General features: G+C 70.0%; 25 protein-coding genes. 11 read left to right on the top strand and 14 right to left on the bottom strand.

What is annotated here, in order from left to right; genetic code table 11:
* Positions 1–28: 28 nt before the first annotated feature.
* Positions 29–496, top strand: coding sequence for a hypothetical protein (locus tag ACFVYA_RS21210; RefSeq protein ID WP_387047212.1), 468 nt, complete (start codon positions 29–31; stop codon positions 494–496).
* Between the two features lie 9 nt (positions 497–505).
* Here ACFVYA_RS21210 and nhaA read toward each other — a convergent pair whose 3' ends face one another.
* The 5 genes from nhaA to ACFVYA_RS21185 are packed head-to-tail and all read right to left on the bottom strand — an operon-like array spanning position 506 to position 5,989.
* Positions 506–2,419 carry a Na+/H+ antiporter NhaA gene (gene nhaA / locus ACFVYA_RS21205; protein ID WP_387047210.1) on the bottom strand — a complete coding sequence of 638 codons (1,914 nt, stop codon included), beginning with the start codon at positions 2,417–2,419 and terminating at the stop codon, positions 506–508.
* A gap of 6 nt (positions 2,420–2,425) precedes the next feature.
* Positions 2,426–2,683 carry a class II glutamine amidotransferase gene (locus ACFVYA_RS21200; RefSeq protein ID WP_387047208.1) on the bottom strand — a complete coding sequence of 86 codons (258 nt, stop codon included), beginning with the start codon at positions 2,681–2,683 and terminating at the stop codon, positions 2,426–2,428.
* Between the two features lie 9 nt (positions 2,684–2,692).
* Positions 2,693–4,141, bottom strand: coding sequence for a glucose-6-phosphate dehydrogenase (gene zwf / locus ACFVYA_RS21195; protein WP_387047206.1), 1,449 nt, complete (start codon positions 4,139–4,141; stop codon positions 2,693–2,695).
* Between the two features lie 32 nt (positions 4,142–4,173).
* Positions 4,174–5,004, bottom strand: coding sequence for an SDR family oxidoreductase (locus ACFVYA_RS21190; protein WP_387047203.1), 831 nt, complete (start codon positions 5,002–5,004; stop codon positions 4,174–4,176).
* A 13-nt stretch (positions 5,005–5,017) separates the two neighbouring features.
* Positions 5,018–5,989 carry a hypothetical protein gene (locus tag ACFVYA_RS21185; RefSeq protein WP_387047201.1) on the bottom strand — a complete coding sequence of 324 codons (972 nt, stop codon included), beginning with the start codon at positions 5,987–5,989 and terminating at the stop codon, positions 5,018–5,020.
* Between the two features lie 220 nt (positions 5,990–6,209).
* On the opposite strand from ACFVYA_RS21185, the gene ACFVYA_RS21180 reads away from it, so the two are divergent.
* Genes ACFVYA_RS21180 through ACFVYA_RS21170 form a run of 3 tightly spaced genes read left to right on the top strand, consistent with a single transcriptional unit; the run spans position 6,210 to position 11,078 of the window.
* Positions 6,210–7,529 carry a cytochrome ubiquinol oxidase subunit I gene (locus ACFVYA_RS21180; RefSeq protein WP_387047199.1) on the top strand — a complete coding sequence of 440 codons (1,320 nt, stop codon included), beginning with the start codon at positions 6,210–6,212 and terminating at the stop codon, positions 7,527–7,529.
* Positions 7,522–8,727 carry a cytochrome d ubiquinol oxidase subunit II gene (locus ACFVYA_RS21175; protein ID WP_387047197.1) on the top strand — a complete coding sequence of 402 codons (1,206 nt, stop codon included), beginning with the start codon at positions 7,522–7,524 and terminating at the stop codon, positions 8,725–8,727. The genes ACFVYA_RS21180 and ACFVYA_RS21175 overlap by 8 nt, the downstream gene beginning before the upstream one ends.
* 5 nt (positions 8,728–8,732) lie before the next feature.
* Complete coding sequence (locus ACFVYA_RS21170) at positions 8,733–11,078, top strand: FdhF/YdeP family oxidoreductase (protein WP_387047196.1); 2,346 nt, start codon at positions 8,733–8,735, stop codon at positions 11,076–11,078.
* A 6-nt stretch (positions 11,079–11,084) separates the two neighbouring features.
* Here the strand turns inward: ACFVYA_RS21170 and ACFVYA_RS21165 are convergent, their stop codons facing one another.
* From ACFVYA_RS21165 to ACFVYA_RS21155, 3 genes are all read right to left on the bottom strand, one after another.
* Positions 11,085–12,266: a sensor histidine kinase gene (locus tag ACFVYA_RS21165; RefSeq protein ID WP_387047194.1), complete on the bottom strand. Its 1,182-nt coding sequence runs from the start codon at positions 12,264–12,266 to the stop codon at positions 11,085–11,087.
* Positions 12,267–12,905, bottom strand: coding sequence for an MEDS domain-containing protein (locus ACFVYA_RS21160; RefSeq protein ID WP_387047192.1), 639 nt, complete (start codon positions 12,903–12,905; stop codon positions 12,267–12,269).
* Between the two features lie 138 nt (positions 12,906–13,043).
* Positions 13,044–13,892 carry an NAD(P)-dependent oxidoreductase gene (locus tag ACFVYA_RS21155; RefSeq protein ID WP_387047189.1) on the bottom strand — a complete coding sequence of 283 codons (849 nt, stop codon included), beginning with the start codon at positions 13,890–13,892 and terminating at the stop codon, positions 13,044–13,046.
* Between the two features lie 169 nt (positions 13,893–14,061).
* Here ACFVYA_RS21155 and ACFVYA_RS21150 point away from each other — a divergent pair, with 169 nt between their 5' ends.
* The 3 genes from ACFVYA_RS21150 to ACFVYA_RS21140 are packed head-to-tail and all read left to right on the top strand — an operon-like array spanning position 14,062 to position 16,720.
* Positions 14,062–14,502, top strand: coding sequence for a DUF6069 family protein (locus ACFVYA_RS21150; protein WP_387047188.1), 441 nt, complete (start codon positions 14,062–14,064; stop codon positions 14,500–14,502).
* Complete coding sequence (locus tag ACFVYA_RS21145) at positions 14,499–16,421, top strand: potassium transporter Kup (RefSeq protein ID WP_387047187.1); 1,923 nt, start codon at positions 14,499–14,501, stop codon at positions 16,419–16,421. The genes ACFVYA_RS21150 and ACFVYA_RS21145 overlap by 4 nt, the downstream gene beginning before the upstream one ends.
* Before the next feature lie 47 nt (positions 16,422–16,468).
* A complete protein-coding gene (locus tag ACFVYA_RS21140; RefSeq protein ID WP_387047186.1) occupies positions 16,469–16,720 on the top strand; it encodes a hypothetical protein in 252 nt (83 codons plus the stop codon).
* A gap of 254 nt (positions 16,721–16,974) precedes the next feature.
* Here ACFVYA_RS21140 and ACFVYA_RS21135 read toward each other — a convergent pair whose 3' ends face one another.
* Positions 16,975–17,469 (bottom strand): hypothetical protein, encoded by a 495-nt coding sequence (locus ACFVYA_RS21135; protein WP_387047183.1) that lies wholly within the window; start codon positions 17,467–17,469, stop codon positions 16,975–16,977.
* 274 nt (positions 17,470–17,743) lie between these two features.
* Here ACFVYA_RS21135 and ACFVYA_RS21130 point away from each other — a divergent pair, with 274 nt between their 5' ends.
* The 3 genes from ACFVYA_RS21130 (at position 17,744) to ACFVYA_RS21120 (ending at position 21,350) form a co-directional block, all read left to right on the top strand.
* Positions 17,744–18,964 carry a permease gene (locus ACFVYA_RS21130; RefSeq protein ID WP_387047181.1) on the top strand — a complete coding sequence of 407 codons (1,221 nt, stop codon included), beginning with the start codon at positions 17,744–17,746 and terminating at the stop codon, positions 18,962–18,964.
* Positions 18,965–19,681: 717 nt separating this feature from the next.
* Positions 19,682–20,836 (top strand): YbhN family protein, encoded by a 1,155-nt coding sequence (locus ACFVYA_RS21125; protein WP_387047179.1) that lies wholly within the window; start codon positions 19,682–19,684, stop codon positions 20,834–20,836.
* A gap of 250 nt (positions 20,837–21,086) precedes the next feature.
* Positions 21,087–21,350 carry a DUF2180 family protein gene (locus tag ACFVYA_RS21120; RefSeq protein WP_387047176.1) on the top strand — a complete coding sequence of 88 codons (264 nt, stop codon included), beginning with the start codon at positions 21,087–21,089 and terminating at the stop codon, positions 21,348–21,350.
* A gap of 302 nt (positions 21,351–21,652) precedes the next feature.
* On the opposite strand, the gene ACFVYA_RS21115 is transcribed toward ACFVYA_RS21120, so the two are convergent.
* Both ACFVYA_RS21115 and ACFVYA_RS21110 read right to left on the bottom strand, forming a co-directional pair.
* On the bottom strand, positions 21,653–23,119 hold the full coding sequence (locus tag ACFVYA_RS21115) for an MFS transporter (protein ID WP_387047174.1): 1,467 nt from the start codon (positions 23,117–23,119) through the stop codon (positions 21,653–21,655).
* Between the two features lie 20 nt (positions 23,120–23,139).
* Entirely contained in the window at positions 23,140–24,171 is a 1,032-nt protein-coding gene (locus ACFVYA_RS21110) for a S1C family serine protease (RefSeq protein ID WP_387047171.1), read from the bottom strand.
* 175 nt (positions 24,172–24,346) lie between these two features.
* Between ACFVYA_RS21110 and ACFVYA_RS21105 the strand changes: the two genes are divergently transcribed.
* Positions 24,347–24,754 (top strand): hypothetical protein, encoded by a 408-nt coding sequence (locus ACFVYA_RS21105; protein ID WP_387047169.1) that lies wholly within the window; start codon positions 24,347–24,349, stop codon positions 24,752–24,754.
* On the opposite strand, the gene ACFVYA_RS21100 is transcribed toward ACFVYA_RS21105, so the two are convergent.
* From ACFVYA_RS21100 to ACFVYA_RS21090, 3 genes are all read right to left on the bottom strand, one after another.
* Positions 24,719–24,967 carry a helix-turn-helix transcriptional regulator gene (locus ACFVYA_RS21100; RefSeq protein WP_387047168.1) on the bottom strand — a complete coding sequence of 83 codons (249 nt, stop codon included), beginning with the start codon at positions 24,965–24,967 and terminating at the stop codon, positions 24,719–24,721. The two genes, ACFVYA_RS21105 and ACFVYA_RS21100, sit on opposite strands and share 36 nt — an antisense overlap.
* Before the next feature lie 92 nt (positions 24,968–25,059).
* Positions 25,060–25,374 carry a hypothetical protein gene (locus ACFVYA_RS21095; protein ID WP_387047166.1) on the bottom strand — a complete coding sequence of 105 codons (315 nt, stop codon included), beginning with the start codon at positions 25,372–25,374 and terminating at the stop codon, positions 25,060–25,062.
* Entirely contained in the window at positions 25,371–25,862 is a 492-nt protein-coding gene (locus ACFVYA_RS21090; protein ID WP_387047163.1) for a hypothetical protein, read from the bottom strand. The genes ACFVYA_RS21095 and ACFVYA_RS21090 overlap by 4 nt, the downstream gene beginning before the upstream one ends.
* Positions 25,863–26,222 lie beyond the last annotated feature (360 nt).

The raw sequence follows: 26,222 nt of genomic DNA, 5'->3' as shown, positions 1-26,222 counted from the left end.
GGGCGGGGCGGCCGGCACGGTCGACAGCATGTCCGGGCCGAGCTTCACGATGACGACATCAGCGGGGCAGAAGGTGACCGTGAACGGGACGGGCTCGACGGCCGTGAGTGCCATCACGACGGGCGAGAACGTGCTCGTGCTCGGGACGACCGACGGCACGACCATCACTGCCACGCAGGTCATCGCGCAACCGAATGGTGACGGTGGTGCCGCGGCCTCCGCCGCGGCGGGAGTGGTCCCCTTCCATCGCGGTGCACCGGCCGTGTCGAAGCAGGTCGGTCGGATCCCGGCGAACTACAGCGAGGGTGCCGGGACGATCGTGAGCGGCACGACCGCGAACAAGGCGACGGAAGCCGCGCTGGCCGCCTACCCGGGAGGCGTCGTCGACCGGGTGGTTCAGCTGAGCAGCGGCGAGTACGAGGTCCACTGCATCGGCGTCGACTGGCCACACCACATCTTCGTCGAACAGAACTTCGCGGTCGTCGGCGCCGAGTAGTCACTCGGATCATCGAGTCCCATTCGGAGGACTGGCCGCCGCACTGACGGCGCGTTTGTGGGCGGTGTCCACCGCAGCCGACAGCGTGGCGATGTCGTAGGCGCCGTAGTGCCGCCGCCCGTTGACGAAGAACGTCGGCGTGCCGGAGACGCCGCTGAGGTCGGCCGACTCGACATCCTCCGCCACCTGGCCGGCGCCGGTGTGCCGGCGGAGGTCCTCGCGGAATCGGTCGACGTCGAGGCCGAGTTCCCCGGCGTGGTGGACGAGGTCACCGGGACGGAGCGTGTCCTGGTGGGCGAACAGCAGGTCGTACATCGGCCAGAACGCCCCCTGCTTGGCGGCGGCCTCGGCGGCCTCCGCGGCCAGCCGGGCATATGGGTGCACATCGGACAGCGGTAGATGCCGCCACACGTACCGGACGTCACCGCGGCAGGCGAGCAGGTCCCGGATCACGGATTCCGCCTGACCGCAGTACGAGCACTGGAAATCGCCGTACTCGATGACGGTGACCGGGGCGTTCTCGGGGCCGCGGATGTGGTCGCGGCCCGGGTCGGCTGGTGCGGCGAGGTCGACGAGAGTCTCGCCGGTGCCGAGCAGCGCGCGGATACGCCGATGTGACGGGAGCAGGCCGGTGACCCAGGAGAGGACCCACGTACCGGCCGACGCGACCACCGCGGCGGACAGGATGCCGAGCTTCGCCTCCTGCAGCTGCTCGCCGGTGAAGGAGAGTGACGCCACCAGCAGGGCGACGGTGAAACCGATACCGGCGACGGTGGCGCCGCCGGCTACGGCCGCCCAGCCCACCGGTGGGCGAAGCCGGCCGCGGCTGAGCCTGGTGACGAGCCACGAGAGGCCGAGGATCCCGAGGGGCTTCCCGAGGACGTACCCGGCCAGGATCCCCAGCGTGATCGGCGCTGTGTAGGCGTGGGCGAGGAAGCCGGGGCTGATCGTGATGCCGGCGTTGGCGAGCGCGAAGAGTGGCACGATCACGTAGCTGGTCCACGGGTGGAAGCGCTGCTGGAGCAGCTCGTTCGGGGAGAGCGCCGCGGCGACGCCGGTTTGTGCCGACCGGGCGAGCTCCGGGGTGGGCTGTTCGCGGAAGAGCCGGAAGACCTCACTCGCCCGTTCGAGGTCGCCGCGCGCGGCCGGGTAGGCGAAGGTGAGCATCCCGATCGCCAGGCCGATCACCACCGGCTCCACCCCGGAGAGGCTCAGCGCCACCCACGCCGCTGTGCCCAGCAGCGCGTACACCAGGCCAAGCCGGACCCCGGCGGCGCGCACGAGCAGGACGACGCAGAAGACGCCGAGCGCGACAAGCAACGGCGCGATGGTCACCTTCCCGCTGTACACGGTCGCGATGACCGCGAGCGCGACGAGGTCGTCGACGACGGACACGGTCAGCAGGTAGGTCCGCAGCCGCGCCGGGAGACGGTGCCCGGCCAGCGCGAGTATCCCGAGCGCGAACGCCGTGTCCGTGGACATGACCACGCCCCAGCCGTGGGCGGAGGGACGCCCGGCGTTCACGGCCAGGAAGATCGCGATCGGCATGAGCATCCCGCCGAGGCCGGCGGCCAGCGGCAGCGCGAGCCGGCGCCGGTCACGTAGCTCGCCCATGTCGAACTCGCGCCGCGCCTCCAGCCCGACGACGAAGAAGAACAAAGTCATCAGGCCGCTGTTCACCCACCAGCGCAGGTTCTCCGAGATGCCGTGGTCACCGACCCGGATTGCCGCCTGCGTGTCCCACACCGCCTCGTACGACGCGGGCTGCACGTTGGCCCAGCCGAGCGCGAGGACCGCGGCGGCCAGCAGCACCACCGCGCCGCCGGTCTCGGTGCGCAGGAACTCACGCAGCGGCGTCCGGACGTTCCGCGCCCACACGGTCCGCTCGGCGAAGGTCCGGCCGGGTACCTGGTGGTCTGCCATACCTGCTCAGCTTGCCGTGGAGGCGTAGCGGACGTGGGCAACGAACGTCGCCGACTCGCGTTCCTTCGCCTCACAGCCGAACTGCGGGTCCTGGCAGGCGGCCTGCTTGTCCACCACCGGCGTGCCGTCCACACCGAACACACCCAGCCCGGTTCCGTCCGGCTCTTGGCGGCTCTGCTGCGCAAGGCTGTCCGGCGCATCCAGTAGCCAGAACGTGGCGCGCACCCGGTGCGGGGCGGCCGACAACCCGAACAAACGACACATGGCGGACCTTCAGTCTCGAGGCGGGCCGGCGTATGGCAGGCGCCAGCGGAACGGCGTGATGAGCTGGTCGACGGCTGGTTGCGGGCCCCAGGTGCCCGGCTCGTAGGGCTGGACCGGGGGAGGGTTGTCCAGGAGCGGGCCGGAGATCTCCCACAGGCGTTCCACCGCCGCGGCCCGGGTGAACAGGGACTGGTCGCCGAGCATGGCGTCCAGGATGAGCCGCTCGTAGCCTTCGAGACTGTGGGCGGCGCAGAACGAGTCGGCGTAGCGGAAGACCATCCCGGCGGCGCCGAGCCGCAGCTGCGCGCCGGGTTCCTTGGCGAGGAAGTCGACGGTGATCGAGCCGGGGTCGGCGAAGTCGATGACGATCTCGTTCCGCCCGTCCCGGGCGCCGATCGGGAACATCCGCAGCGGCGGTTCGTGGAAGCCCAGCGTCACCAGCTGCCGGCTCGCGGCGAGCTTCTTGCCGGAGCGCAGGAAGAACGGGACGCCGGCCCACCGCCAGTTGTCGATCTCGACCCGCACCGCCGCCATGGTTTCGATCCGGGAGTCCGGGGCGACACCGTCCTCGTCGCGGTACCCGGTGTACTGGCCGCGGACGACGTGCCGCACGTCGATGGGCCGGAGCGCGTCGAAGACCTTGGCCGTCTCCTCGCGCAGGTGCTGGGCGTCCAGCGTGGTGGGTGGCTCCATGGCCAGAAATCCCAATACCTGCAGCAGGTGCGTGACGATCATGTCCCGGTAGGCGCCGGTGTGGTCGTAGAAGCCGGCGCGGCCCTCGATCGAGAGCGTCTCCGGCACGTCGATCTGCACGTAGCTGATGTGGTTGCGGTTCCAGACCGGCTCGAACAGGCCGTTCGCGAACCGGAAGGCCAGGATGTTGTCGACGGACTCCTTGCCGAGGAAGTGGTCGATCCGGAAGACCTGGGACTCGTCGAAGACCGCGTGGACCGTGTCGTTCAGCGCGCGAGCGGATTCCAGGTCGGTGCCGAACGGCTTCTCGATGATGACCCGTGACCCGGGCGCCAGGCCCGCGGCGCCGAGCATGGTCACCGTCGGTTCGAAGGCCCCCGGCGGGACGGCGAGGTGGAACAATCGTCCCGGGGTGCCACCGATCTCCTTCTCCGCGCGTTCGACCGCGGCGACCAGCGCCGTGGTGTCGTCGGGGCTCGCGCCGGCGAAGGAGAGTCTCTGCTGGAACGTTTCCCAGGTCTCGCCGGCCGGTTGGCTGGCCCCGAACCGCTCGACTGCGTCGCGGGCGAGGTCGCGGAACTGCTCGTCGCTCATTCTCCGCCGGGACGAGCCGATGATCCGGTACTGCTCGGGCAGCAGACCGACCGCGGCGAGGTGGAACAGCCCAGGCAGCAGCTTGCGCGCGGCCAGGTCACCCGTCGCCCCGAACAGGACGACGACGTGATTCTCCGGCCGGGCGGATCCCGACACTCGCGACGATGTCACTGTGGCCTCTTCCGCGACGATGGACACGTGCTTTAGTTCCCGCCGCCCTGCGCGGCGGCGGCCACCGGCTGCCACGCACGCCACGTGGCCAGCCGCGACTCGTAGTCCGCGGTCGCGATGCCCAGTGGCGCCTCGCCGAGGAACAACCGCAGCGGCGGGTTGGGGGAGTCGACGAGCCGCAACACGGCGCCGCGGGTCGCGGCCGGGTCACCGGGCGTGAAGCGCTGGGCCCGGGCCTGGACTGCCTGCTCGTGGACCGGTTCGTAGGTGGGCAGTACGGTGGCGTGCTTGGCGGACGGGCCGGCCCAGTCCGTCGAGTAGCCGCCCGGCTCGATCAGCGTGACCTTGATGCCGAACCCGGCCACCTCCTGGGCCAGGCTCTGGCTCAACCCTTCCAGCGCCCACTTCGACGCGTGGTAGGCGCCGGTGTTCACGAACGCCGAGATCCCGCCGATCGAGGACACCTGCAGGATGTGCCCGCTGCCCTGCTCGCGCAGGGAGGGCAGCGCCGCCTGGGTGACCCACAACGCGCCGAGCAGGTTCGTCTCCAGCTGCGCCCGGATCTCGGCTTCGCTGATCTCCTCGACCATGCCGAACTGTCCGTAGCCGGCGTTGTTCACGACGACATCGAGCCTCCCGAAGTGTTCGTGTGCCTGCCGCACCGCGGCGAAATCCGCCTCGCGGTCGGTCACGTCCAGCCGGATCGGCAGTATCGCCTCCCCGTAGGTGGCCACGAGATCATCCAGACTGGAGACATCCCGGGCTGTCGCCGCCACCGTGTCGCCGCGGTCCAGTGCCGCGATCGCCCACTCGCGGCCGAAGCCGCGCGAGGTGCCGGTGATGAACCAGGTCTTGGTCGTCATCGCAAGTCCTTCCTCAGTCGGTTCCCGGGCTCTTGCCGAGTTTGTGTGTCACCAGGATCATCGCCCCGAACAGGACCGTGGCCCAGACGGCGAGCACCGCGATCGGCTGGGGGTGCTGGCAGTTCGCGAAGTAGACGGCGTTGCGCAGGGACGTCACGGTGGCGCCGGAGGGCAGCCACTGGGAGACGAACGCGAACGGGGCGGGCAGCAGGGGTGGTGCGACCGCGCCGCCGGAGGAGCTGTTGCCCAGCACGACGAAGAACAACCACGTCGGCACGATCGCCCAGCGGCCGATCAGCACGACCATCAGCGAACAGAACGACGCGACCGCCAGGATGTGCAGCGCGAGGATGCCCCAGCTCTCCAGCACCGGCAACGTGAGCCGGTGCAGCAGCAGACCGTCGACGAGCGTGAAGACCAGCGACGCGCCCACCGCCAGGCCGGCCACGAACGCCGTCCACCGGCGCGGCGAGAACGGACCCGCGTTCGCGCCCACCTGGAAGACCGTGATGAACCCGACGATCGTCGCGACGAGCATGAGGTAGAAGATCTCCACGCCGTTCGGGTCGTGCGTTCCAAGCGGATGCGTGTCCACCACCCGCACCGCCGGATCGGCGACGGCGACCTGCTCCAGCACCCGCGCGACGGACGCTCCGGCCGCGCTGGACACGTACAGCGTCGGTGTCGGCGCGGTCAGGTCGAGGGCCGCGTAGACGTCCTGCTCGTCGACCGCGTGCAGCGCGTCCGCAACCGAGCCATACCGGTGGAAGGCCAGGCCGCCGCGGGCGACGCCCTGCACTGCGTCCACTGTGGACTGGTGTTCGGCGGAGTCGCCGACGAGTGCGGCTTGGATCTGGTGCGGCACCGGGTCGCCGAGCGCGAGCGAGTACGACGCGACGAACAGGGAGCCCATGATGACCGCCAGCACGGCGATGATGACCGCGCGTCGTGTGGCGGACCGGCGGTGCTCTGTCGGAGCGCTCATCGAGCCTCGTCTTTCGTCGTCGATCCGTCTACAACAGCTTTTCGGACCGAGCGCTGTTCGGCATCGACGCCACCGGGTGAACCGGCATCCCGATAACCCGATTCGGGGGATTCCTGGTAGCCGGTATGTCGTCGGTCCGGGTAGCGGGCTCGCCAGGCTCACACCCAGCGGTAATATCGATGGCAGGTTTCTCCACCGATGGCTGGGGAACGGGGTGTGTATGCCAGTTGACCAGGACTACCTCTTGCAGGCGCGACAGATGCAGGCGTTGTCGCTGGCCGTGCACATCCCCCTCGTCTGCTTCGGAATCGCTTTTCCCGCGCTCGTGTTGTTCTGCGAGTGGCGGTACCTGCGGACCGGCGACGGGGTGTTCCGGATGCTGGCGCGGCGCTGGTCGAAGGTGATGCTCGCGCTGTTCGCCGTCGGCGTGGTGACCGGGACGATCCTCAGTTTCGAGCTCGGATTGCTCTGGCCGGGGTTCATGTCCGGTTTCGGTGACGTGTTCGGTCTCGGGTTCACGCTCGAGGGTTTCTCGTTCTTCCTCGAGGCGATCTTCATCGCGATCTACGTCTACGGCTGGGATCGCATCCCGCCACGGCTGCATTTCCTGTCCGGCATTCCGGTGGCGATCGCGGGTGTGGCGGGGTCGATGTTCGTCATCTCCGTCAACGCCTGGATGAACCATCCGCGCGGGTTCGAGCTGCGGGACGGCCGCGCGGTGAACGTGCATCCGTGGTCGGCCTTGTTCGGCAACTCCTACTTCTGGCACGAGTTCGTGCACATGTACTTCGCCGCCTTCATCGTCGCCGGGTTCCTGATCGCCGTGCCCTACGCGTGGGGTTTCCTGCGCGGGCGATGGGATCGCTATCGGCGCACGGCGTTGACGGTGGCGCTGTCGGCGGCCGCGGTCGCCGCGCCGCTGCAGGTGGTGATCGGCGACTGGGCGGCACGGGAGGTCGCCGCTGAGCAGCCGGTTAAGCTGGCCGCGATCGAGGGTCTCGGGCAGACCACGAGTGGCGCGCCGGAGCATCTGCTGGGGTGGTACAACGGCCACGAGGTGCTCTACGGCATCGAGATCCCGCGGCTGCTGTCGCTGCTGGCGTTCCACAACGCGAACGCGACGGTCCAGGGCCTGAACACCGTGCCCCCGGACGCGGTCCCGCCGGTCAATGTTGTGCGGTACGCCTTCCAGACCATGATCGGGATCGGCACGCTGCTGGCGGTGCTGGGTGCGGTGTACCTCTACATCCGGCTGCGCCGCCGGAGATTGCCCCGCTCCCGCTGGTTCTACCGGACCGCCGTGCTGGCCGGCCCGCTGTCGGTCGTCGCGCTGATCGCCGGCTGGATCACCACCGAGGTCGGGCGTCAGCCGTGGATCGTCTACGGGGTCATGCGGACCGGCCAGGCGGTCACCGGCGCCGCCGGGGTCCCGGTCGGCTACGGCACCCTCGTCGTGGTCTACGTGGGGCTGGCGGCCGGCGTCGCGTGGCTGCTGCGCCGGTTGAGCCGGATCCCGTTCGAGGGGGACACCGATGGCTGAGCTCCCGATGGTGTTCATCCTGGTCGGCATCGTCGCGTACACGGTCCTCGCCGGGGCGGACTTCGGCGCCGGTCTGTGGACGCTGCTCGCGGGGCCGGGCCGGGATGCGGCCCGCGACCACGCGGAGCACGCGATGGGGCCGGTGTGGGAGGCCAACCACGTCTGGCTGATCTTCGTGCTGGTGGTGTGCTGGACGGCCTACCCGGTCGCGTTCGGTTCGGTCACCTCCACGCTGGCGGTCCCGCTGTTCATCGCCGCGGTCGGGATCATCCTGCGCGGCGCCTCCTACGCACTCCGTGGCCAGCTCGACGGGGCTCCGGGCCGGCGGGCGGTGGAGAGCCTGTTCGCCCTCTCCTCGGTCCTGACGCCGTTCGCCTTGGGCACGGTCGTGGGTGGGATCGCCGCCGGCCGCGTGCCGGTCGGCAACGCCGCCGGTGATCCGATCACCAGCTGGCTCAACCCCACCTCGGTGTTCCTCGGCCTGCTGGCCGTCGCGACCGGTGGCTACCTCGCCGCGGTCTACCTCGCCGCCGACGCGCACCGGCAGGGTGCGCGGGCCCTGGAACTCGGCTTCCGCACCCGAGCCCTTGTCTCGGGCGTGGGCGCGGGTCTGCTCGCGCTCGCCGGGTTGATCGTCGTCCGCTTCGACGCCCCGGCGCTGTTCGACGGCCTGACGCACGGGGGCGGCGTGGTGATGGTCGTCGTGTCGGGTGCGGCCGGCGTGACGACCCTGTTCCTCGTGTGGCGCAACCACTTCGGTCCGGCCCGGGTCTCGGCGGCACTCGCCGTGGCCGCGATCGTCGCCGGTTGGGCGCTCGCCCAGCGGCCGCGGTTCCTACCCGGCCTCACCATCGCCCAGGCCGCCGCGAACCGCTCGACGCTGCTCGCCCTGATCATCGCGGTGGCGGCCGGTGCGGTGGTGCTGGTGCCCTCGCTGCTCCTGCTGTTCCGCCTGTTCCTCCGCGGCCGCCTGGACCCGGGAGCCGTCCCCGAGGCGACCGGCCCCACTCCGCCGCACCAGGCCGGCGAGCGAGGTCACCGTGTGCTGGCCAGTGTCGCTGTCGCCACCCTGCTCGGCGGCGTGACCGTGACCGTCCTCGCCGACCCCGGCTGGATTCTCGGCATCGGCGTGGCCTGTCTGATCGCCTGCGCCCTGACCACCTTCGACCTCGCCACGGCGAACCAGGGAGAGGAGTGACGATCATGTCACCAACGGATCGGACGGGCGACGCGGAGCGGCGCATGTTGGGCGGGGCACCGGGGGAGCAGGCGCTCGGCCGCGGCCCGGCTCCCGGCGGTGAGTACTCGCGACACGAGTACGACCACCCGGCGGCGGGATGGGGCGCCGCACGCAGTGTCGCCGAGGTGTTGCGGCGTGCGGGAGAGCCGGTGGAAGGTGTCCGCGCGCTGTTCGTGATGAACCAGGAGAACGGCGGGTTCGACTGTCCTGGCTGCGCGTGGCCGGACGACCCGGACGGCCTGCACCTGGACATCTGCGAGAACGGCGTCAAGCATGTCACGTGGGAGCTCGCCGAGCCGAAGGCCGACGCCGGCTTCTTCGGCGCGCACACCGTCACGGAGCTGGCCGGGTGGACCGACTACGACCTCGAGGCGGCCGGCCGGCTCGCCGAACCGTTGAGCTACAACCCGGCGACCGACAGGTACGAGCCGATCTCGTGGGACGACGCGTTCGCGATGGTCGACACCGAACTGCGGGCGCTGGAAAACCCGAACCAGGCGTCGTTCTACACCTCGGGGCGCCTGTCCAACGAGGCGACTTTCCTGTACCAGCTGTGGGTGCGCGAGTTCGGCACCAACAACCTGCCGGACTGCTCGAACATGTGCCACGAGGCGAGCGGCCGGGCGATGACGACGGCGCTGGGTTCGGGCAAGGGCACGGTCGACCTGCACGACTGGCGGGCCGCCGACGCGATCTGGGTGATGGGCGACAACGCCGCCTCGAACGCACCGAGGATGCTCACCTGGCTGGCCGAGGCCGACCGGCGCGGCGCGGCGCTCGTCCACATCAACCCGCTGATCGAAGCGGCGTCCCGGCGCACGATCGTCCCGCACGAGTTCGCCGACATGGCCACCTTCCACACGACCCGCACCGGCACCAGGAACGTGCAGGTGCGGATCGGCGGGGACATGGCGCTCATGCGCGGCGTCGCCAAGGCGGTGCTGGAAGCCGGTCCCGGCGTACTCGACGAGGAGTTCATCGAGCGTCACACATCCGGCTTCGACGAGTACCGCGCCCTCGTGGCCGCCACCCCCTGGGCGGATATCGTCGAGGGCTCCGGCATCGACGAGCCCGCCATCCGCGCACTCGCGGACTCGTATGTGGCGTCCGAGCGGGTGATCATCGCGTGGTGCCTCGGGGTGACGCAGCACGAGCACGGCGTCGACACGGTGGGCGAGATCGTCAACGTGCTCCTCCTGCGCGGCAACATCGGCCGCGAGGGTGCCGGTCCGTGCCCGGTCCGCGGCCACAGCAACGTGCAGGGCAACCGCACCTGCGGCATCGACCACCGTCCGGCGCGGGAATTCCTCGACCGCCTCGGCGAGGTGTGCGGTATCGACCCGCCGCGAGCACACGGACTCGGGACGGTCCCGACGATCGAGGCGATGCACCGCGGTGACGTGAAGGTCTTCGTCGCCCTCGGCGGCAACTTCGCCCTCGCCACGCCCGACCAGCCCTACACCTACGAGGCGCTGCGCAACTGCGAACTGACCGTCCAGGTCAGCACGAAACTCAACCGAAGCCACCTCGTGCACGGAAAACGCGCCCTCATCCTGCCGTGTCTCGGCCGCACCGAGAAAGACCGTCAGGCGGCCGGCGAGCAGGGCATCACGGTCGAGGACGCGATGTCGATGGTGCACATCTCCTTCGGCATGAAGGAACCCGCTTCGCGACAGCTGCGTTCGGAGTGCGCGATCCTCGCCGGACTGGCCAAGGCCACGCTGCCGGACAGCAACACGCCCTGGCAGGAGTACGCCGACGACTACGACCGCATTCGCGACACGATGGCCGAGGTGCTCGAGGGGTTCGACGATTTCAACACCCGCGCCCGGCAACCGCACGGCTTCCGCGTCCACCAGCCCGCGCGGGAACGGGTCTTCCAGACGTCCTCGGGGCGCGCCGAGTTCTCGCTCGCCGCGCTTCCCGGTGACCTCGACCCGGGCCACGGCCGGTTCATCCTGACGACGATCCGCTCACACGACCAGTTCAACACGACCGTCTACTCCAACGACGACCGCTACCGCGGCCTGAAAGGCCTGCGCACCGTCATCTTCATGAACGAGGACGACATGCGGGCGCGCGGCATCGACGAGTTCGACCTGATCGACGTCACGAGCTTTTCCAAGGACGGCAGCGAGCGGGCCGTCCATGGTTACCGTGCCGTCAGCTACGAGATCCCGCCGGGCTGTACGGCCGGGTACATGCCGGAACTGAACGTCCTGTGCGGCATCGCCGACTTCAGCACGCAAAGCGAGCAGCCGGTGACGAAACACCTGATCGTCGAGATCAACCGGCACACCACTTCGTGAGGGCGGTCAACCCCTGATGGGAAGGCTGACGGTGAGCGTTGTCCCCTCGCCGATGGGGCTGGCTATCCCAATCGTCCCGTCGAGGGCGTCGACGCGGTCGGTCAGCCCGATGAGCCCGGAGCCGCGGCTCGGGTCGGCGCCGCCTCGGCCGTTGTCACGGATGGCGAGTTCGAGGATGTCGTCCCGGATCGCGACAGTCACCTGCGCCGTCGAGGCGTGCGCGTGTTTCACGATGTTGGTGAGTGCTTCGCTGACGACGTAGTACGCGGCCACCTCGAGCGGTGCGGGCAGCCGCCTCCGGGTGCGCAGATCGAGGTCGACCGGGACGGGAGATCGTCGCGCGAGCGTCTTGAGGGCGGGCGTGAGGCCACCTTTCGCCAGGACCGCGGGGTGAATGCCGCGGGAGATCTCCACCAGCTCGTCGAGCGCGTTCGCCAGGCCGTTCGCCGCGTCGGTGAGCTCGTCCTTGAGCCGGTCCGTGGGTGAGACAGCCGCCTCGATCGCTCGGAGTTCCAGGATCGCCGTGACGAGCTGCTGCTGCACTCCGTCGTGCAGGTCCCGTTCGATCCGGCGGCGTGTCTCGTCCGCCGCGGTGACGATGCGGGCGCGGGAGGCTGCGAGCTCCGCCCGGCTCCGGCCGAGCTCGGCCGTCCGCTCGGCGACCTTCATCTCGAGCTGGTCCCTGGCGTCCCGGAGCGACTCTTCGGCCCGTCGGCGTTCCTGGATGAGCCGAGCGTTCTCGAAGGCCGTCGCGGCGTGGTTCGCGGCCAGTGACAGCAGCAACTGCTCGAACGCGGTCGGGAAGCCGGGACGTTCGCTGGCGGCGGCGACCAGCCCGCCCTCGCCGTCGACGCCGATGCGGAGGACAACGCCCTTCGCCGAGTCGTCGCCGACATCGACCACGATCGGCGTGGCCTGAAACCGGACACTCGTGGCGGCGTGCCGGGCCAGCCAGTCCGGAAAGCCCTGCCACGCACTTCCCCGCGTGACGTCGACCGCGCCGGCACCGTCGAGCTCCCTCAGGCGCACGAACGCGAAGTCGACCTGCAACAGCTCGACCAGCGTGTCGGCAAGCCCCGCCGCGACGGCCGATGGTTCCCGCCCGACCCACATGGCCGGAAGGGCCGAGAGCGCCACAAGATCCCTGAGCACCGCGTTCAGGGTCTCGGTGTCGGCGTCGATGGGCATTCAGCGCGCTGCCTGCGATCGCTGCTCCCGCAGCTCGACGAGAAGCTGCTCGGGTTCCACGTAGAAGGGATTCTCCTGCAGCAAACCGCCGACGATCACCACGGGATGCGTCCGCAGGGCATACACGATCGTCCGTGCGCCGAACTTCGACAGGTCGTAGGCGCAGATCACCACATCGTCGTACTTCGGGACGACGTAGTTGACCCGCGTCTCGAACTCGATCATGTCCTCGATGCCCGGCAGGTCCGCGAGCGCCCACTCCATCTGGGCGAGGAATCTCGTCGGGGCGTACCCCGAAGCAGGCCCGGACCGGAGCACGTCCTCGAACCCCTCGAACCAGACGTCCTGATCGAAATGGTCCGCGCTCAGCGGACCGTCCTCCCAAGGGTGTACTTCGAGCTGCCCGGAGCCGATGGCGCCGGCCACGTCGACACCCGCGTCGGCCAGGCGGGAGAGGTGGTCCTCCCGCCGCTCGGGGTCGACGAGGTGAAAAGCCCGCTGCCCTTGGGAAAAGCCGTCGGTGATGAACGACCGGAGCACGCTGTAGTGCTCGTCCATGCTGTTGAACAACGCGCAGATGTGACGGTTCTTCCCCAACGCGTCCAACGGAATCCGCAGTGAGGTTTCGTTGCCTGTCATCGCCCCCGCCTTCGTCTGGAAATAGACGACTGCAAACACGGAGTCTACCGCCGGACCGCAACGATGAGCCTTGTCCTGATAGGGTGATCTGCGTGGTCACCTGCTAGCGGGTACCGGAGATTCGGTCGGCAAAGGCAGTCACCTCGCCCGGTAGAGCCTGGTCACGGTGGCGATGTCGGCCTGGTCCAGCCCCGAGTCAGCCGCCTTCTCGTAGCGGCTTCGCACCACCGCGGCCGACGGGAGTTCCACCTCGGCCGCGTGCGCGACACCGATGGCCAGGCCGGCGTCCTTGGCGCCGAGCCCGGTGGTCCACCAGCCCTCCTGCGAGCCGGTCAGCACACCCTCGAAGCGGTTCTTCAACCCCGGCGCGACCATGGGACTGGCGCCCAGTAGCTCACGAAGCTGGTCGTCGCCGAGGCCGCCGGCCCGGCCGACAGCGAACGACTCGGCCAGGGCGACGACCTCCGACAGCAGCAACAGGTTGGTCGTCAGCTTCGCGGTGATGGCCATCGGAGCGGTGTCGTAGCGGCGCACGGTGCTCGACAGCGGCGCGAGCACCGGCTCGAGGCGGTCGACGAGTTTGCCGTCACCGCCCGCGAGATACGTGGCTTGGCCGGCCCGCACCGCGACCGGGCTGCCCAGCACCGGCAGGGCGAGGAAACGAGGGGAGAACTCAGCGGCCAGCTCGCCGCTCAGGGTGGGCGAGACCGTCGAACAGTCCACGTAGACGGTCCGATCGGCGACCGAGGCCCGCAGTTCCCCGAAGGCGACAGCCCGGACGGCGGCATCGTCGGCCAGGATCGTGATCGCGACCTCGACACCCTCGGCGGCCTCGGCGACACTGTCCGCTTCCCGGCCGCCCGCCGACACGATCTCGGCCGCCCTGCCCCGGGACCGGTTCCACACCGTCACCCGGTGGCCGCCCTCGAGCAGCCGCCCCGCGATCGCCCGGCCCATCCGCCCCATACCCAATACCGCGACGTCCATTCCAGCCTCCTTCGGCATCTCTCCTCAAGGCTGGCCCGCGAACGCCGGGTCGTCGTCGCAGCCAGCACCCATCCGGCTGTTCCTGCTGGCTGCGATGCCCGGCCGCGCTCACCGCGAGAAGCTGGTGAAGACGGCTTCGTCCGCCACGGATGCTGATCGAGGAGGAATGGTGACGAACACACAGCTCCAGCAGCGTCCTCGCCCGGCTGTCGACGCCAGAAGTCTGTGGACCGGTGGCGTGGCGACGGCGGTGGTGGCCGCACTCGTCGCGGTCGTCGGCGTGCTGATCGTCCGGGGAGTGTTCGGCCTTCCGGTCATGGCCCCGGGCAACGCCGACTACGTGGGCGCTGTAGGGCTGGCCGTCTTCGCGGCGGTGGGCGGCCTGCTGGCCACCGCGCTCGCGCACGTGCTCCTGCTGCTCGCGCCACGGCCGATGGCGTTCTTCGGCTGGATCGTAGGGCTGGTCACCCTGGCCTTCGCGATCTGGCCCTCCACGGTGAGCGCCGGTGTGGCCGGCCACTTCCTGAACGCGGTTCTCTACGTGGTGCTCGGGGTGGCGATCGGCACTCTGGTCAGCCGCACCGCCGGCCAGGCGGTGCGACCGCGTTGACCACGACGGTGGCCCGTCGGCCGGGCACGCGCGACACGGTTCGGCTCGCGTTGGTGATCGGCGCCCTGGGCGTGGTGTTCGGCGACATCGGAACCAGCCCGATCTACACCCTCCAGACCGTGTTCGCCCCCGGCGGTCCGCATCCGGTCCGAGTGAGCACGGAGAACGTGTTCGGCGTGGTGTCTCTCGTGTTCTGGTCGGTGCTGATCGTCGTCACGGTCACCTACGTGCTGCTGGCGATGCGGGCCGACCACGACGGCGAGGGCGGCATCATGGCACTGATCACCCTGGTACTGCGGTGGGCCGGCCGACGTGGCAGACGGAGAGCCATCATGCTGGCCGGGTTGGGCATCTTCGGAGCTTCACTGTTCTTCGGGGACAGCATGATCACCCCAGCGATCTCGGTGCTGTCCGCGGTCGAGGGCCTCGTGGTCGTCGAACCGGCGCTCTCGGACCTGGTCGTGCCGGTGACCGCGGTGATCATCGTGGTGTTGTTCCTGGTCCAGCGCAGGGGAACCGCGGCGGTCGGCCGGGTGTTCGGACCGGTGATGATCGTCTGGTTCGCGGCGATCGGCGCGTGTGGGGTGGCCGGTATCGCGGAACACCCGCAGATCCTCGAGGCGTTGTCGCCGACCTACGCACTCGGGTTCCTGGTGGGCCATTTCGGCACGGCCTTCTTCGCCCTCGCGACCGTCGTGCTGGCGGTCACCGGCGCCGAGGCCCTTTACGCCGACATGGGCCACTTCGGGCGGCGGTCGATCACCCGCGCCTGGGTGTTGATGGTGTTCCCGGCGTTGGTGCTCAGCTACCTCGGGCAGGGTGCGCTGATCCTCGACACCTCGGCCAACGTCAGCAGCCCCTTCTTCCTGCTCGTGCCCGTCTGGGGACGGCTGCCGATGGTGCTGCTGGCCACGGTCGCGACCGTCATCGCGTCCCAGGCGGTGATCACCGGCGCGTACTCGGTCGCCGAGCAGGCGGCCCGGCTCGGCTACCTGCCGCGGCTGCGCGTGACGCACACCTCGGCGACCAGGGTGGGCCAGATCTACGTGCCGTGGATCAACTGGCTGCTGATGGTTTCCGTCCTCACGCTGGTCTTCGCGTTCCGCAGCTCGACAGCTCTGGCCTACGCGTACGGCCTGGCGGTGACCGGCACCATCACCATCACCACCCTGTTGTTCTTCTACGTTGCCCGCGGGCGGTGGAGCGTCCCGCGGTGGCTGGTCGCCCTCGGTGCGGCCCCGCTGCTGCTGGTGGACCTGCTGTTCCTCGCGGCCAACCTCACCAAGCTGCTCGACGGCGCGTGGCTGCCCCTGCTGATCGGCGGCACCGTGTTCGGCGTGATGAGCACGTGGCAGCGAGGTCACGAGATCGTCACCGCGGAGCGCACGCGGCGTGAAGGGTCGCTGCGCGAGTTCGTGGACCGGATGCGCAGAGACGGGTCGTCGCCCCTGCGCGTCCCCGGCACGGCCGTCTTCCTCAACCGTGGCAAGCAAACCGTGCCCCTGGCCATGCGGACCAACGTCGAGTACAACCACGTGCGTCACGAACACGTCGTGATCGTGACGGTTCAGACCGAGCCGGTGCCACGCGTGCCGGCGGACCAACGGCTCATCGTCGACGATCTCGGGCACAACGACGGGATCACCCACGTCTGTGTCCGGTTCGGCTATCGGGAGCCCCCGGACTTACCCGCCGCGCTGAGCGCACTCGCCCCTTCCGCGACCGAGGGCGGGGCACAGCTCGACGAGGCGACGTACTTCCTGTCGAAGATCGAGCTCGAACGCGGCGACGCGCCGACCATGGCGTCCTGGCGCAAGCGGCTGTTCATCGCCACGTCCGCCATCGCCGCCGACGACACCGAGCACTTCGCCCTGCCCCGCGACCGCACCGTCGTCATGAGCTCACGCGTCGAAATTTAGCCGGCGCTCGCGATTCCGGTCAGCGGGTAGGCGAATTGGTGCCAGCGGTGCAGACAGCGCGACCGGCGGCGGCGATGGTGGCGGAGGTGCGGCGTCACTGCCGGCGGCGCGGTCAGCGGTCGAGCAGAACGAGCGGGGCACCTACCTCACTGTCGGCAGCCCGGTCAAGTTTCTCCGGCTTCATTCCGCAGATCACCGGCGCACCGCTGCTCGGCGCGCACACCGACGAGGTCCTCGCGAACCTCGGCTACGACGCGGACACCATCGCCTGGTTGCGAGCCGAGAACGTGGTCGCTTGACCGTCTCGCCGGGTGCCCTGTGTGCAGATGCCCGCACACAGGGCACCCGTGCGGCGGGCATCGAGGAATCGGGCCGGGCTCCCTGTGCTGTTGCGGAGGATGACGCCGAACTCGTCCGGATCATGACCACGTGTTCGCGCTCGGAGCTGCCAACGCCATGCCAGCCTGCTACGACCGCCCACCCCGGGCGTTCCGGCAAGCGGCCGCGGGTTTCATTACCCGGCAACGGCACCCTCTCGTTCCGCTTTCGTGGGTCATCCGGCCAGTCCGCCCAGTGCCGCACTGAGACCGGCGATGATCGCACCGGCGAGGGTGATCGAGGCGACCGAGGACAGGAAACGGGTGTTGAAGAAGCGCCAGCGGATCCAGGCCAGGGCGAGCAGTTCGAACGCGATCACGCAAACCGCGACGATCAACGCGGCCTGGTAGTGGGGGATCAGGAACGGCAGCGTGTGCAGGATCCCGCCTAGCAACGTGCCCGCGCCCGTGAGCGCGCCGCGCACGTAGGGGTTGCCCCGGCCGGTGAGGTCGCCGGTGTCGGACAGGCCTTCCGAGAACGCCATACTGACGCCCGCGCCGAGCGCGGTCGCAAGGCCCGCGAAGAACGCGTAGTGCGGGCTGTGCGTGGCCAGCACCACGGCGAAGATCGGCGCCAGCGTCGACAGCGAGCCGTCGATGAGTCCGGTCATCGCGGGCTGGACCCGCTGGAGCAACACCGAGCGGGTCGGTGCCGGAATGAGGGCCGTCATCACGCCTCCGTCGTCTTTTCTGGTCTCCTTCCATCGTGCGGCTCCAGGCGGCGCACGTCGTCACCGCTAACGGAGAACTCCGGATTCCGGGTAGCCGCAATGCAAGGAGCCCGCGCACTTGAGATGCTGATCTCGTGTTGAGCCGCACCATCGTCGACGACAGCGCGGCGTTCCCGGACGCGGCGCGACCTTCTTGGAGAGGACGCTGCGTACGTGCACCGGCCACGCCGGGTCCGGGGTCCAGGAACGTCCGGGTACGAGAAGGGCGATGAACATGAACGCGATAGGGCACGCGCTCGCGTTGGCCGGGTCGATGACCTGGGAGATCCTGTGGGCCCTGATCCTCGGGTTCCTGTTGTCCGCGGTGGTGCAGGCGGTGGTGCGCAAGGCCACGATCGTCCGGTTGATGGGCGACGACCGGCCGCGCACGCTCGCGGTGGCGTCGCTGCTGGGCGCCGCGTCGTCGTCGTGCTCGTACGCCGCGGTCGCGCTGGCCCGGTCGCTGTTCCGCAAGGGTGCGAACTTCACCGCGGCGATGGCCTTCGAGATCGGCTCCACCAACCTCGTGGTCGAGCTGGGCATCATCATGGCGCTGCTGATGGGCTGGCAGTTCACCGCCGCCGAGTTCGTCGGCGGCCCGATCATGATCGTGCTGCTTGCCCTGCTGTTCCGGATCTTCGTCCGTAAGCGCTTGATCGAAAAGGCATGCGAGCAGGCCGAGCGCGGCCTGGCGGGGTCGATGGAGGGCCACGCCGCAATGGACATGTCGGTCACCGGCGAGGGCTCGTTCTGGCGGCGCCTTTGCTCGCCGCGCGGGTTCACCTCGGTGGCGCACGTGTTCGTGATGGAGTGGGCAGCGATCCTGCGGGACCTGGTGGTCGGCCTGCTCATCGCCGGGGCGATCGGCGCGTGGGTGCCGGAGTCGTTCTGGCGGGCGTTCTTCTTCACCGACCACCCGGTGATCTCCGCGCTGTGGGGGCCGATCGTCGGCCCGATCGTGGCAATCCTGTCGTTCGTTTGCTCCATCGGCAATGTCCCGCTGGCCGCGGTGCTGTGGAACGCCGGCATCAGCTTCGGCGGCGTGGTCGCGTTCATCTTCGCCGACCTGTTGATCCTGCCGATCCTGAACATCTACCGGAAGTACTACGGCACCCGCATGACCCTGGTCCTGCTGGGCACCTTCTACGCCGCGATGGTGGGCGCCGGCTACCTGGTCGAGCTGCTGTTCGGCGTGACCAGCCTGATCCCGGAGCAGCGCTCCGCGACGGTGACGGCCGAGGGGATCTCGTGGAACTACACCACCTGGCTCGACATCGCCTTCCTGGTCCTCGCCGCCGTCCTGCTCGTCCGGTTCTTTCGCAGCGGCGGCCGGGACATGCTGCGCATGATGGGCGGATCACCCGACGCCATGGCCGGCCACGACCATGGCGGGCGCGAGCGCCACGGATCCCACGGCCAGGCCGGCGATGCCGAGCACGAGGACCACGCGGAGTGAAAGGCGTTGAGGCTGCCGCCGCATAGGCAGCCGACGGCAACGAACCCGGATCGGGATGCACAACCTGGTCACCGCCCACACGGCAGACACGCCCCATGGATGGCCGGCACAACCGCGGAGGCTGTGTTCAGCCCCACTGAACCCGTCGCGGGCGCCCTGCTCGACCAGGCGACGACCGACTCGGACGCGGCGTGCTGCCCGGACCACGATCAGGCGATGAATCCCTCCGGCCCCGGCCACGACCTGCTGCACCTATGCCGGGCCGTGCTGGCGCCCGTGAACGCGACGCCGAGGGCGAGGGCGAGCAGCGGCGGGAGCGGCGCACCGTCCACCTCAGCCTCCACCCGGCGGGCACGGTCGCGCATCGGTACTACCGGTCGAACCGATCACCCACCAACCCGAACCGGTGCCTTACCGCCAGCCGGTAGCGAGATTGGCCGCTGGTCGGGAAGGCAGCGCGGCCGCGGGGTGGAAACGTGTTCGGTGCGTACCGGCAGAGAGGAAGCCCATGTCCCAGGCGGACGGCCCAGAGCGGCGGATGCTCGGCGCGACACCGGGGGAGCCGGCGCTGGGCAGGGGCCCGGCGCCTCGCGGTGGCGATCGCTCTGCCGGGAAGGTTGGCATGCTGACCCCGCGCCGGCCGCCGGCGGTGAAGGCGGTCAACCTCCCGGCGCGACGCCCGGACGGCGACGCCGTCCGCGAGGCGGGAACGCTGTAGTGGACACAGTGGACGGTGTGCGCCGGAGCGGGCGGCGCTGGGTTCGTCCGGTCGCGGGTACGGTGGTGTCGGGTGTGCTCGTCGTTGCCGCGGTGACCCATCCGTCGGTGGTGACCGCGACGCTGCGGTTGCTGGTCGCGGTGCGTCCGGGCTGGCTGGCGGCCGCGGTGCTCGTCGAGGTGGTGTCGGTGCTCGCCGTCGCGCAGCTGCACAGGGTCCTGCTCGGCGCGGCGGGTGCGACGAGGCCCCGGACCGGGGACTACCTGGCGGTGACCTACGTCGGCGGTGCGGTCAGCAGCAGCCTGCCCGGCGGACCGGCGCTCGCGATCGCCTACGTCTACCGGCAGCTGCGTGCTCGCGGTGTGGCGGAGGCTTCGGCTGCGTGGGCGCTGGTCGTCTCCGGTGCCGTGTCGACCGCGACGATCGCGTTGGTCGGCAGCACGGTGCTCACGCTCGCGGGCCACCTCGATGCCGTGACGGTGCTCCTCGGCGCGGCCGAGGTCACGGCGGTGCCCGGGCTGATCGCGCTGGTCCGGTGGGCGGCGCGACATCCGCGCCCGGTGATCGGGTGCGCGTCCGCGGTGCTGGGCCGGCTCAACGTGCTGCTGCGCCGGCCTGTCCACACTGGACGCGAGCGGGTTGTCGCCGCCGCGTCGGCACTGAACGGCATCCGGCCGGCCTGGCGGCACTGGCTGGGCGCGGTGACCTGGTCGGCGATCAACTGGGGTGCCGACGCCGCATGCCTGGCGCTGTGCCTGCTCGCCGCCGGCGCCGCGCTGCCGTCGCCCGGCGCGCTCGTGCTCGCCTACGTCGCCGGTGTGGTGACCACCGCGCTGGCCGTGACACCGGCCGGCGTGGGGACGACGGAGGCCGCCATCACCACGGTGCTCGTGGCACACGGCAGCCCGACCCATCCCGCGCTGGCCGCCGTGCTGCTGTTCCGGCTCCTCAGCCCGGGCCTGAACACGGCGGTCGGCGCGACGATCGCCGCGATCCGCCGATCGCCGAGACCTGGCCGGTCGGCACGCCGCCCGTTTCGCCGAGGACAGGGTGCCGCCTCCGACGTATCCGTGGATCCCGCGCCCGGTGAGGTGCCGGCGGGTACCGGAGGAGTCGAACACGAGCGGGATCGAGTTGGTGGCGCGGGCACTTGAGCAGGCTGGTGCGTTCCGCCAGGCGGCGGACCGGCCACCCGCCGTCCTCGACCCGGTCGCCGGCGCGGCCGCGCCGGAGCGGCGCCCGCTATGTCTCGCCCCAATCGGTCGGTCCGGTCCCCTTGCACCAGGACCGCCGACCGTACCGGCTACCTGGAAAGGAGAACGGCCGCTGACCGTGCAGACCGGAGCCGGTGACGTCGCGAGACTGGAGGAGTCCGCCAAACCCACACGAACAAGGAGAAAGCCGATGCGCTGCCTCGACTGTGCAAGCAACAGCGACGACCGGCCCGCGATCGGGGTGTGCACGACCTGCGGCGCCGGCGTCTGCGAATCGTGTGTCCGCATCGGACACCAGTCCATCAGGGACTTCGCGGGTCTCGCGCCGATGGACGGCTCCATCATCGAGACCCGCAAACTCGCGTGCCTGCCCTGTGCGACGGCGCTGGGCGCCCATCACGCCGGCCGCTACCACTTGGCGGCGCCGGCCGGACACGGGCCGGGGAACCGGTAAGCAAACGTGCCACACCTTCGAGCCCCCGGAGCCGGCTTTCGGCGCCGGGGGCCGCACGCATGGGGAAAGGAGCACGCGCGCACAACCGGAGTCTGGCCGCACGCGCCGCCGGCAGGCGGGCACCAGCCGCCGTGGCCGGTGGGTCGCCGTGCGCTCCCTGCCCGGGTACAGCGGTGCCGGCTCACGACCCCTGACTCATGTCACGTGCACGCCGAGAAGCGGGGTGTGAAGGCCCGTGGCCGCACGGCGGGAAGCACTCTGGGCGTGGCGGGTGGCGGCGCCGGTCGCCCCTTTCCGGTGGTTCATGATCTCGGCGCGCTGGGCACCGGCTCGGCGGTGCGCCGTCGGATGAGTTCGGCGACGGCCAGCAGCAGCGCCAGCGCCATGAACCCGGCGGCGGCCAGCACGGCGTCGGAGACCGCCGTCGGGTAGTCGCGGCCGCTGGTGAGGAGGACGTGGTAGAAGATCATGGTGAGCGTGGCCGTGCCGATCGCCGCGCCGATGCGCTGCGCGGTCTGCAGCGCCCCGCCGGCCGCGCCCGCCATGCTCACTGGCACGTTCTGCAGGGTGAGGGTCATGTTCGGTGAGGTCACCATCCCGCCGCCGAGGCCGGCCAGGAACAGCGGCGCGACGGTCACCCAGTACGACGAGCCGGGCGAGGCGTGCCGCAACAGCAGCGCGGTGACGGTCAGCCCGGTGATCCCGGCGGTCAGCCCGCACACGGTCACCCACCGCCCCAGCCGGGACACGAGCCGGCCGGCGATCACCGAGGAGATGGTCACCCCCAGCGCGAACGGGGTCACTGCCAGCCCCGACCGCAGCGGCGTGTAGCCCAGGCCGTCCTGGAAGAAGAGGGCGAGCACCAGCCAGATGCCGGTGAACCCGACGAAGTAGACCAGGGCGATGCCCGTCCCGGCAGGATAGCCGCGCGTGCGGACCAGCCGCGGGTTCAGCAGCGGCTGGTGCCCGCGCCGGCTGGTCCGCGCCTCCCACCACGAGAAGAGGACCAGCAGCAGGGCCGCCACCGGCCACAGCGGCCACAGCCGGTGCGCGCCGCCGTCCTCCGCGTCGACCAGGGGGATCAGCAGCGCGAGCACGCTGCCGCCGAGCAGCAGCCCGCCGACCACGTCCAGGTGCACGTCACGCCACCCGCCGCCCGCCGTGGCCGGCACGAGCCGGGCCGCGAGCACCAAGGCGACGAGGCCGATCGGCACGTTGACGTAGAAGACCCAGCGCCAGGCGTCAGGGCCGGCGACCGCGCCCAGGATCAACCCGCCGATCACCGGACCGGCCGCGGTGGCGAGCCCGACGGTCGCGCCGAGGAACCCGAACGCGCGACCGCGTTCGGCGCCGGAGAAGAGCTCCTGCACGAGCCCGGAGTTCTGCGGGATGAGCAGGCCGCCGGCGATGCCCTGGACGAGCCGGGCGGCGATCAGCAACCCGGCGGTGGGCGCCGCACCGGTCATCGCACTGGCCACCGTGAACGCGGTCAGCGCGATCAGGAACATGCGCCGCCGTCCGAGGACGTCGCCCAGCCGGCCGGCCGGCACCAGGGTCAGTCCCAGCGTCAGCGCGTAGCCGGACACCACCCACTGCACGGTGGCCGCCGGCACGGAAAGGGCTCGTTCGATCGAGGGCAGCGCCACGTTCACGATGTTCACGTCGAGCAGCACCATGAACGCGGCCAGCTGAGTCACGGCGAGGGCGTGCCAGCGGAGGCGATCCGGGGCCTCGCTTCGCGTGACCTGGTCGAGGCCCATGTCCATCATGGTGATCCCCTTTCCGGCGGTCAGCCGGGGTACTGGCCGAGGGTGACCTGAACGGTCCGCGTCGTCCCGTCCGGCGTGGTGACCGCCACCGGCACGGTCTGGCCGGGCTTCAGGTCGGCGACGGTCTCGGCGAGCGTGGTCGGGTCCGGCGTGGGGGTTCCGTCCACCGCGGTGATCACGTCCCTGGTCGTGATGCCCGCGCGCGCGGCCACGCCGCCCGAGTCCACCTGGGTCACCAGCACCCCGCCGCTGGTCGTCGCGCCGACCTGAACACCGAGGTACGCCCGGTTGGTGTCGGCCACGGTGCCTGTGTTGACGAGCTGGGTGGCGATGTTGTGCACCATGTTGCCCGGGATGGCGAAGCCGATGCCCGGGGCGGCCCCGCCGCCCAGCTGCGGGTCCGTGGCCGCGAGGGTCGGGATGCCGACCACCTGGCCGTCGAGGTTCACCAGCGCGCCACCCGAGTTGCCCGGGTTGATCGCGGCGCTGGTCTGGATCACGTTGGGCAGCACGACCCCGTTGTCCTCACTCACGGTCCGGCCGAGCGCGCTGACGATCCCCTCGGTGACACTGCTCTTGAGCCCGAGCGGGTTGCCGACCGCCATGACGACGTCGCCGACGGACAGGTTCTTGGAATCGGCGAACGTGGCGGCCTGCAGGCCAGGGGCGTTGATGTGGAGGACGGCCAGGTCGTCCGGCTTGAAGCTGCCGACGAACTGCGCGGCGTACTGCTTGCCGTCGGCCAGGGTGACCTGCAAGGTGCTGGCGCCGACGACCACGTGGTCGTTGGTCACGACGTCACCCCGGGTGTCGAAGACGATTCCCGAACCCAGCCCCTGGCCGGTGGTGATCTGCACGACCGACGGACCGATGTCCTTGACGACGCGGACGAACTGGCCCTGCACCGCCTGCGCGACAGGCGTGGTCCCCTCGGTCGACCCCGTGGCACCCGGGGCGGAAGAATCGCAACCGGCGAGGAACACCAGCGCGGTCGCGGCGATTCCTCCGACGACGAGTGTCCTGAGTCGATGGTGTCCGCTCAAGGTGGTCATGTCCCTGGCCTTTCAGTCGGGTGACGTCTGTTGCCAGCGTCGCGGCCGGACCGCCCGACGTCTGCGCGGCCAGCGGGAAATCGCGCTACCGGCTACCCGGGATCTCGTGGCCCCGCTGCCTACGACGGAACGTCGGGCTGAGGCAGAAGGTGTGGTGCTCTGGTGACCGCCGAGCATGACCATGATGTCGCGGTCGAGCCGCTCGGCGATCCGGGCGACCAAGAACGGGCACCACCTCGCACCGGACATCAACGGCTTGCGTTTGTCGACCGCGGCTACCATCCGCACGCAGGAGCCGCACTGCATCCTCGACGAGATTGACCAGCTTCGCCGCGCGGGCGTGAGCGCCTTCCGGTTCGTCGACGACTTGTTCCCGCGGGTCATCAAGACGATGATGACGGCGTTCATCGCCGACAGGGTCGGAGACTGGGAGCAGGCGACGCTCGGATTGCCGCCGCGCGGCCAGCAAGAATCGCAACCGTGGTGGGTGGCGCGGGGCGTGCGGGCCAGCAGGCAGCGGTGGTCCCAGCCGTGCACGTCTCCGCTGTCATGCATCCTCCGTGCTCAGTTGAGCGGATGGTGAGGCCAGGGCGTCGCCGAGTTGCCGGCGGCTGGTGATCGCCAGTTTGCGGTAGGCGCGGGCCAGGTGCGTCTCGACGGTTTTGGTGGTGATGAACAGGGTCTGGGCGATCTGCCGGTTGCTGTGGCCGTGCAGGGCGACTCGGCGTTCGGCATGGGTGAGGGCGCCGACGCTGTGACTCTGTGCTACGGTCATGTGCATGATCTCCCCGAACACGGGAGATATCCCACGTGTGGGGGTTCAAGTCTCGGACACAGTATTACCCCACGGATCGCGAAACGCGATCTTGAAGCTGGGCCGATCGTAGCCTAGCTCGGACCGATCTCCTTCAAGCGCCACCCGGCGCCGTCGTAGACGATGATCTTCCCTGATTCGCGCAGGACTGCTGCCACCCGTCTCTGTCGTGGTCGGTCAAGCTCTGTTTTGGCGTGGCCGGCAATGCCTTCATCTCCGAGCCGGATGCTGATCTGGTCGACGAGGTCGTCTTCGCGGATGTAGAGCGTCTTCGGCCGTTCGTGGTCGGCGCGTTGGGTGCTGGTGTGGCCGTGGCGGCAGCGGTAGGTCGGTCGCCCGTGGTTCCAGTGCGAGTCCAGGCGCCGGTCGCATACACCGCAGTGGATCAAGCCGGCCAGAGCGAACAGACGAGTCCGGCCGTCGCTGGCTGGCCGCGCCGCTCGAATCTGCTGCGCGGCGACGAAGTCCTGCTCCGTGACGAGAGCCGGATGCGCAACGTTCGCGGACAGCGCCGGCGTTGACGCTGGCCGCTGGTGCCGGTGGCGCGGCGGTTCCAGGCCTGGCGGCCGGTGTAGCGCTTGAGCTCCTCGAGAGTGGCGACCGTCCATCGCTCTACGTCGCGGTCGATTGTGGTGTGGTGCGTCCCGCAAAGCAGCAGCAGGTTGTCGTAGCCGCGGCGTGTCTCGTTCGACATCTTGAGGTTGAAACGCGCCGAGTTCGGTAGGGCGCCTTCGATGTGGGCGATCTCGCCGACGAGTACCTCCTCTGTACTCATCAAGGCTTGCTCACACCCCAGGTACGCGCAGCGGTTGCCCGAAGCAAGATAGAGCCGCCGGGTTACGTCGCCCAACGGCGTCAGCCGCTTCGGTATCTCCACGGACGGAATATCTCACAGTCAGCGGCCGGGCAGAGCCATCGAACGAGTCCTCGTTCACGGACCCGACCCACTTCGCCTCGCCGCCGCCTTCGGCCTCGGCTCGAAGACCACCATCCGTTACGCCGAGAACCACGGCCGGAGGAACAAGGCCCCGTCAGTCGCGACGAGCCGAAGGGTCTGTCGCACCCATAGAGGCCGAAGATTCCCCATGGCGCTACGGGCGGGCGTGGGCTGGAGGTGAGGGCTGATCCGGATTCGGGGCAGGCCGTGGCCGTTCCAACCGCAGCTCGCGCTGCGGCCAGTCGGTCTGCTCGAAGGTGGGCGCCTGGGCGTACAGCGCTGCGCGGTGGTCGGGCAGGC

It is taken from the genome of Amycolatopsis sp. NPDC058278, from assembly GCF_042881395.1.
In the GTDB taxonomy this organism is placed as follows: domain Bacteria; phylum Actinomycetota; class Actinomycetes; order Mycobacteriales; family Pseudonocardiaceae; genus Amycolatopsis.
The sequence above is the reverse complement of the archived record's forward strand: the minus strand, read 5'-3'. Positions and strand labels throughout refer to the sequence as shown.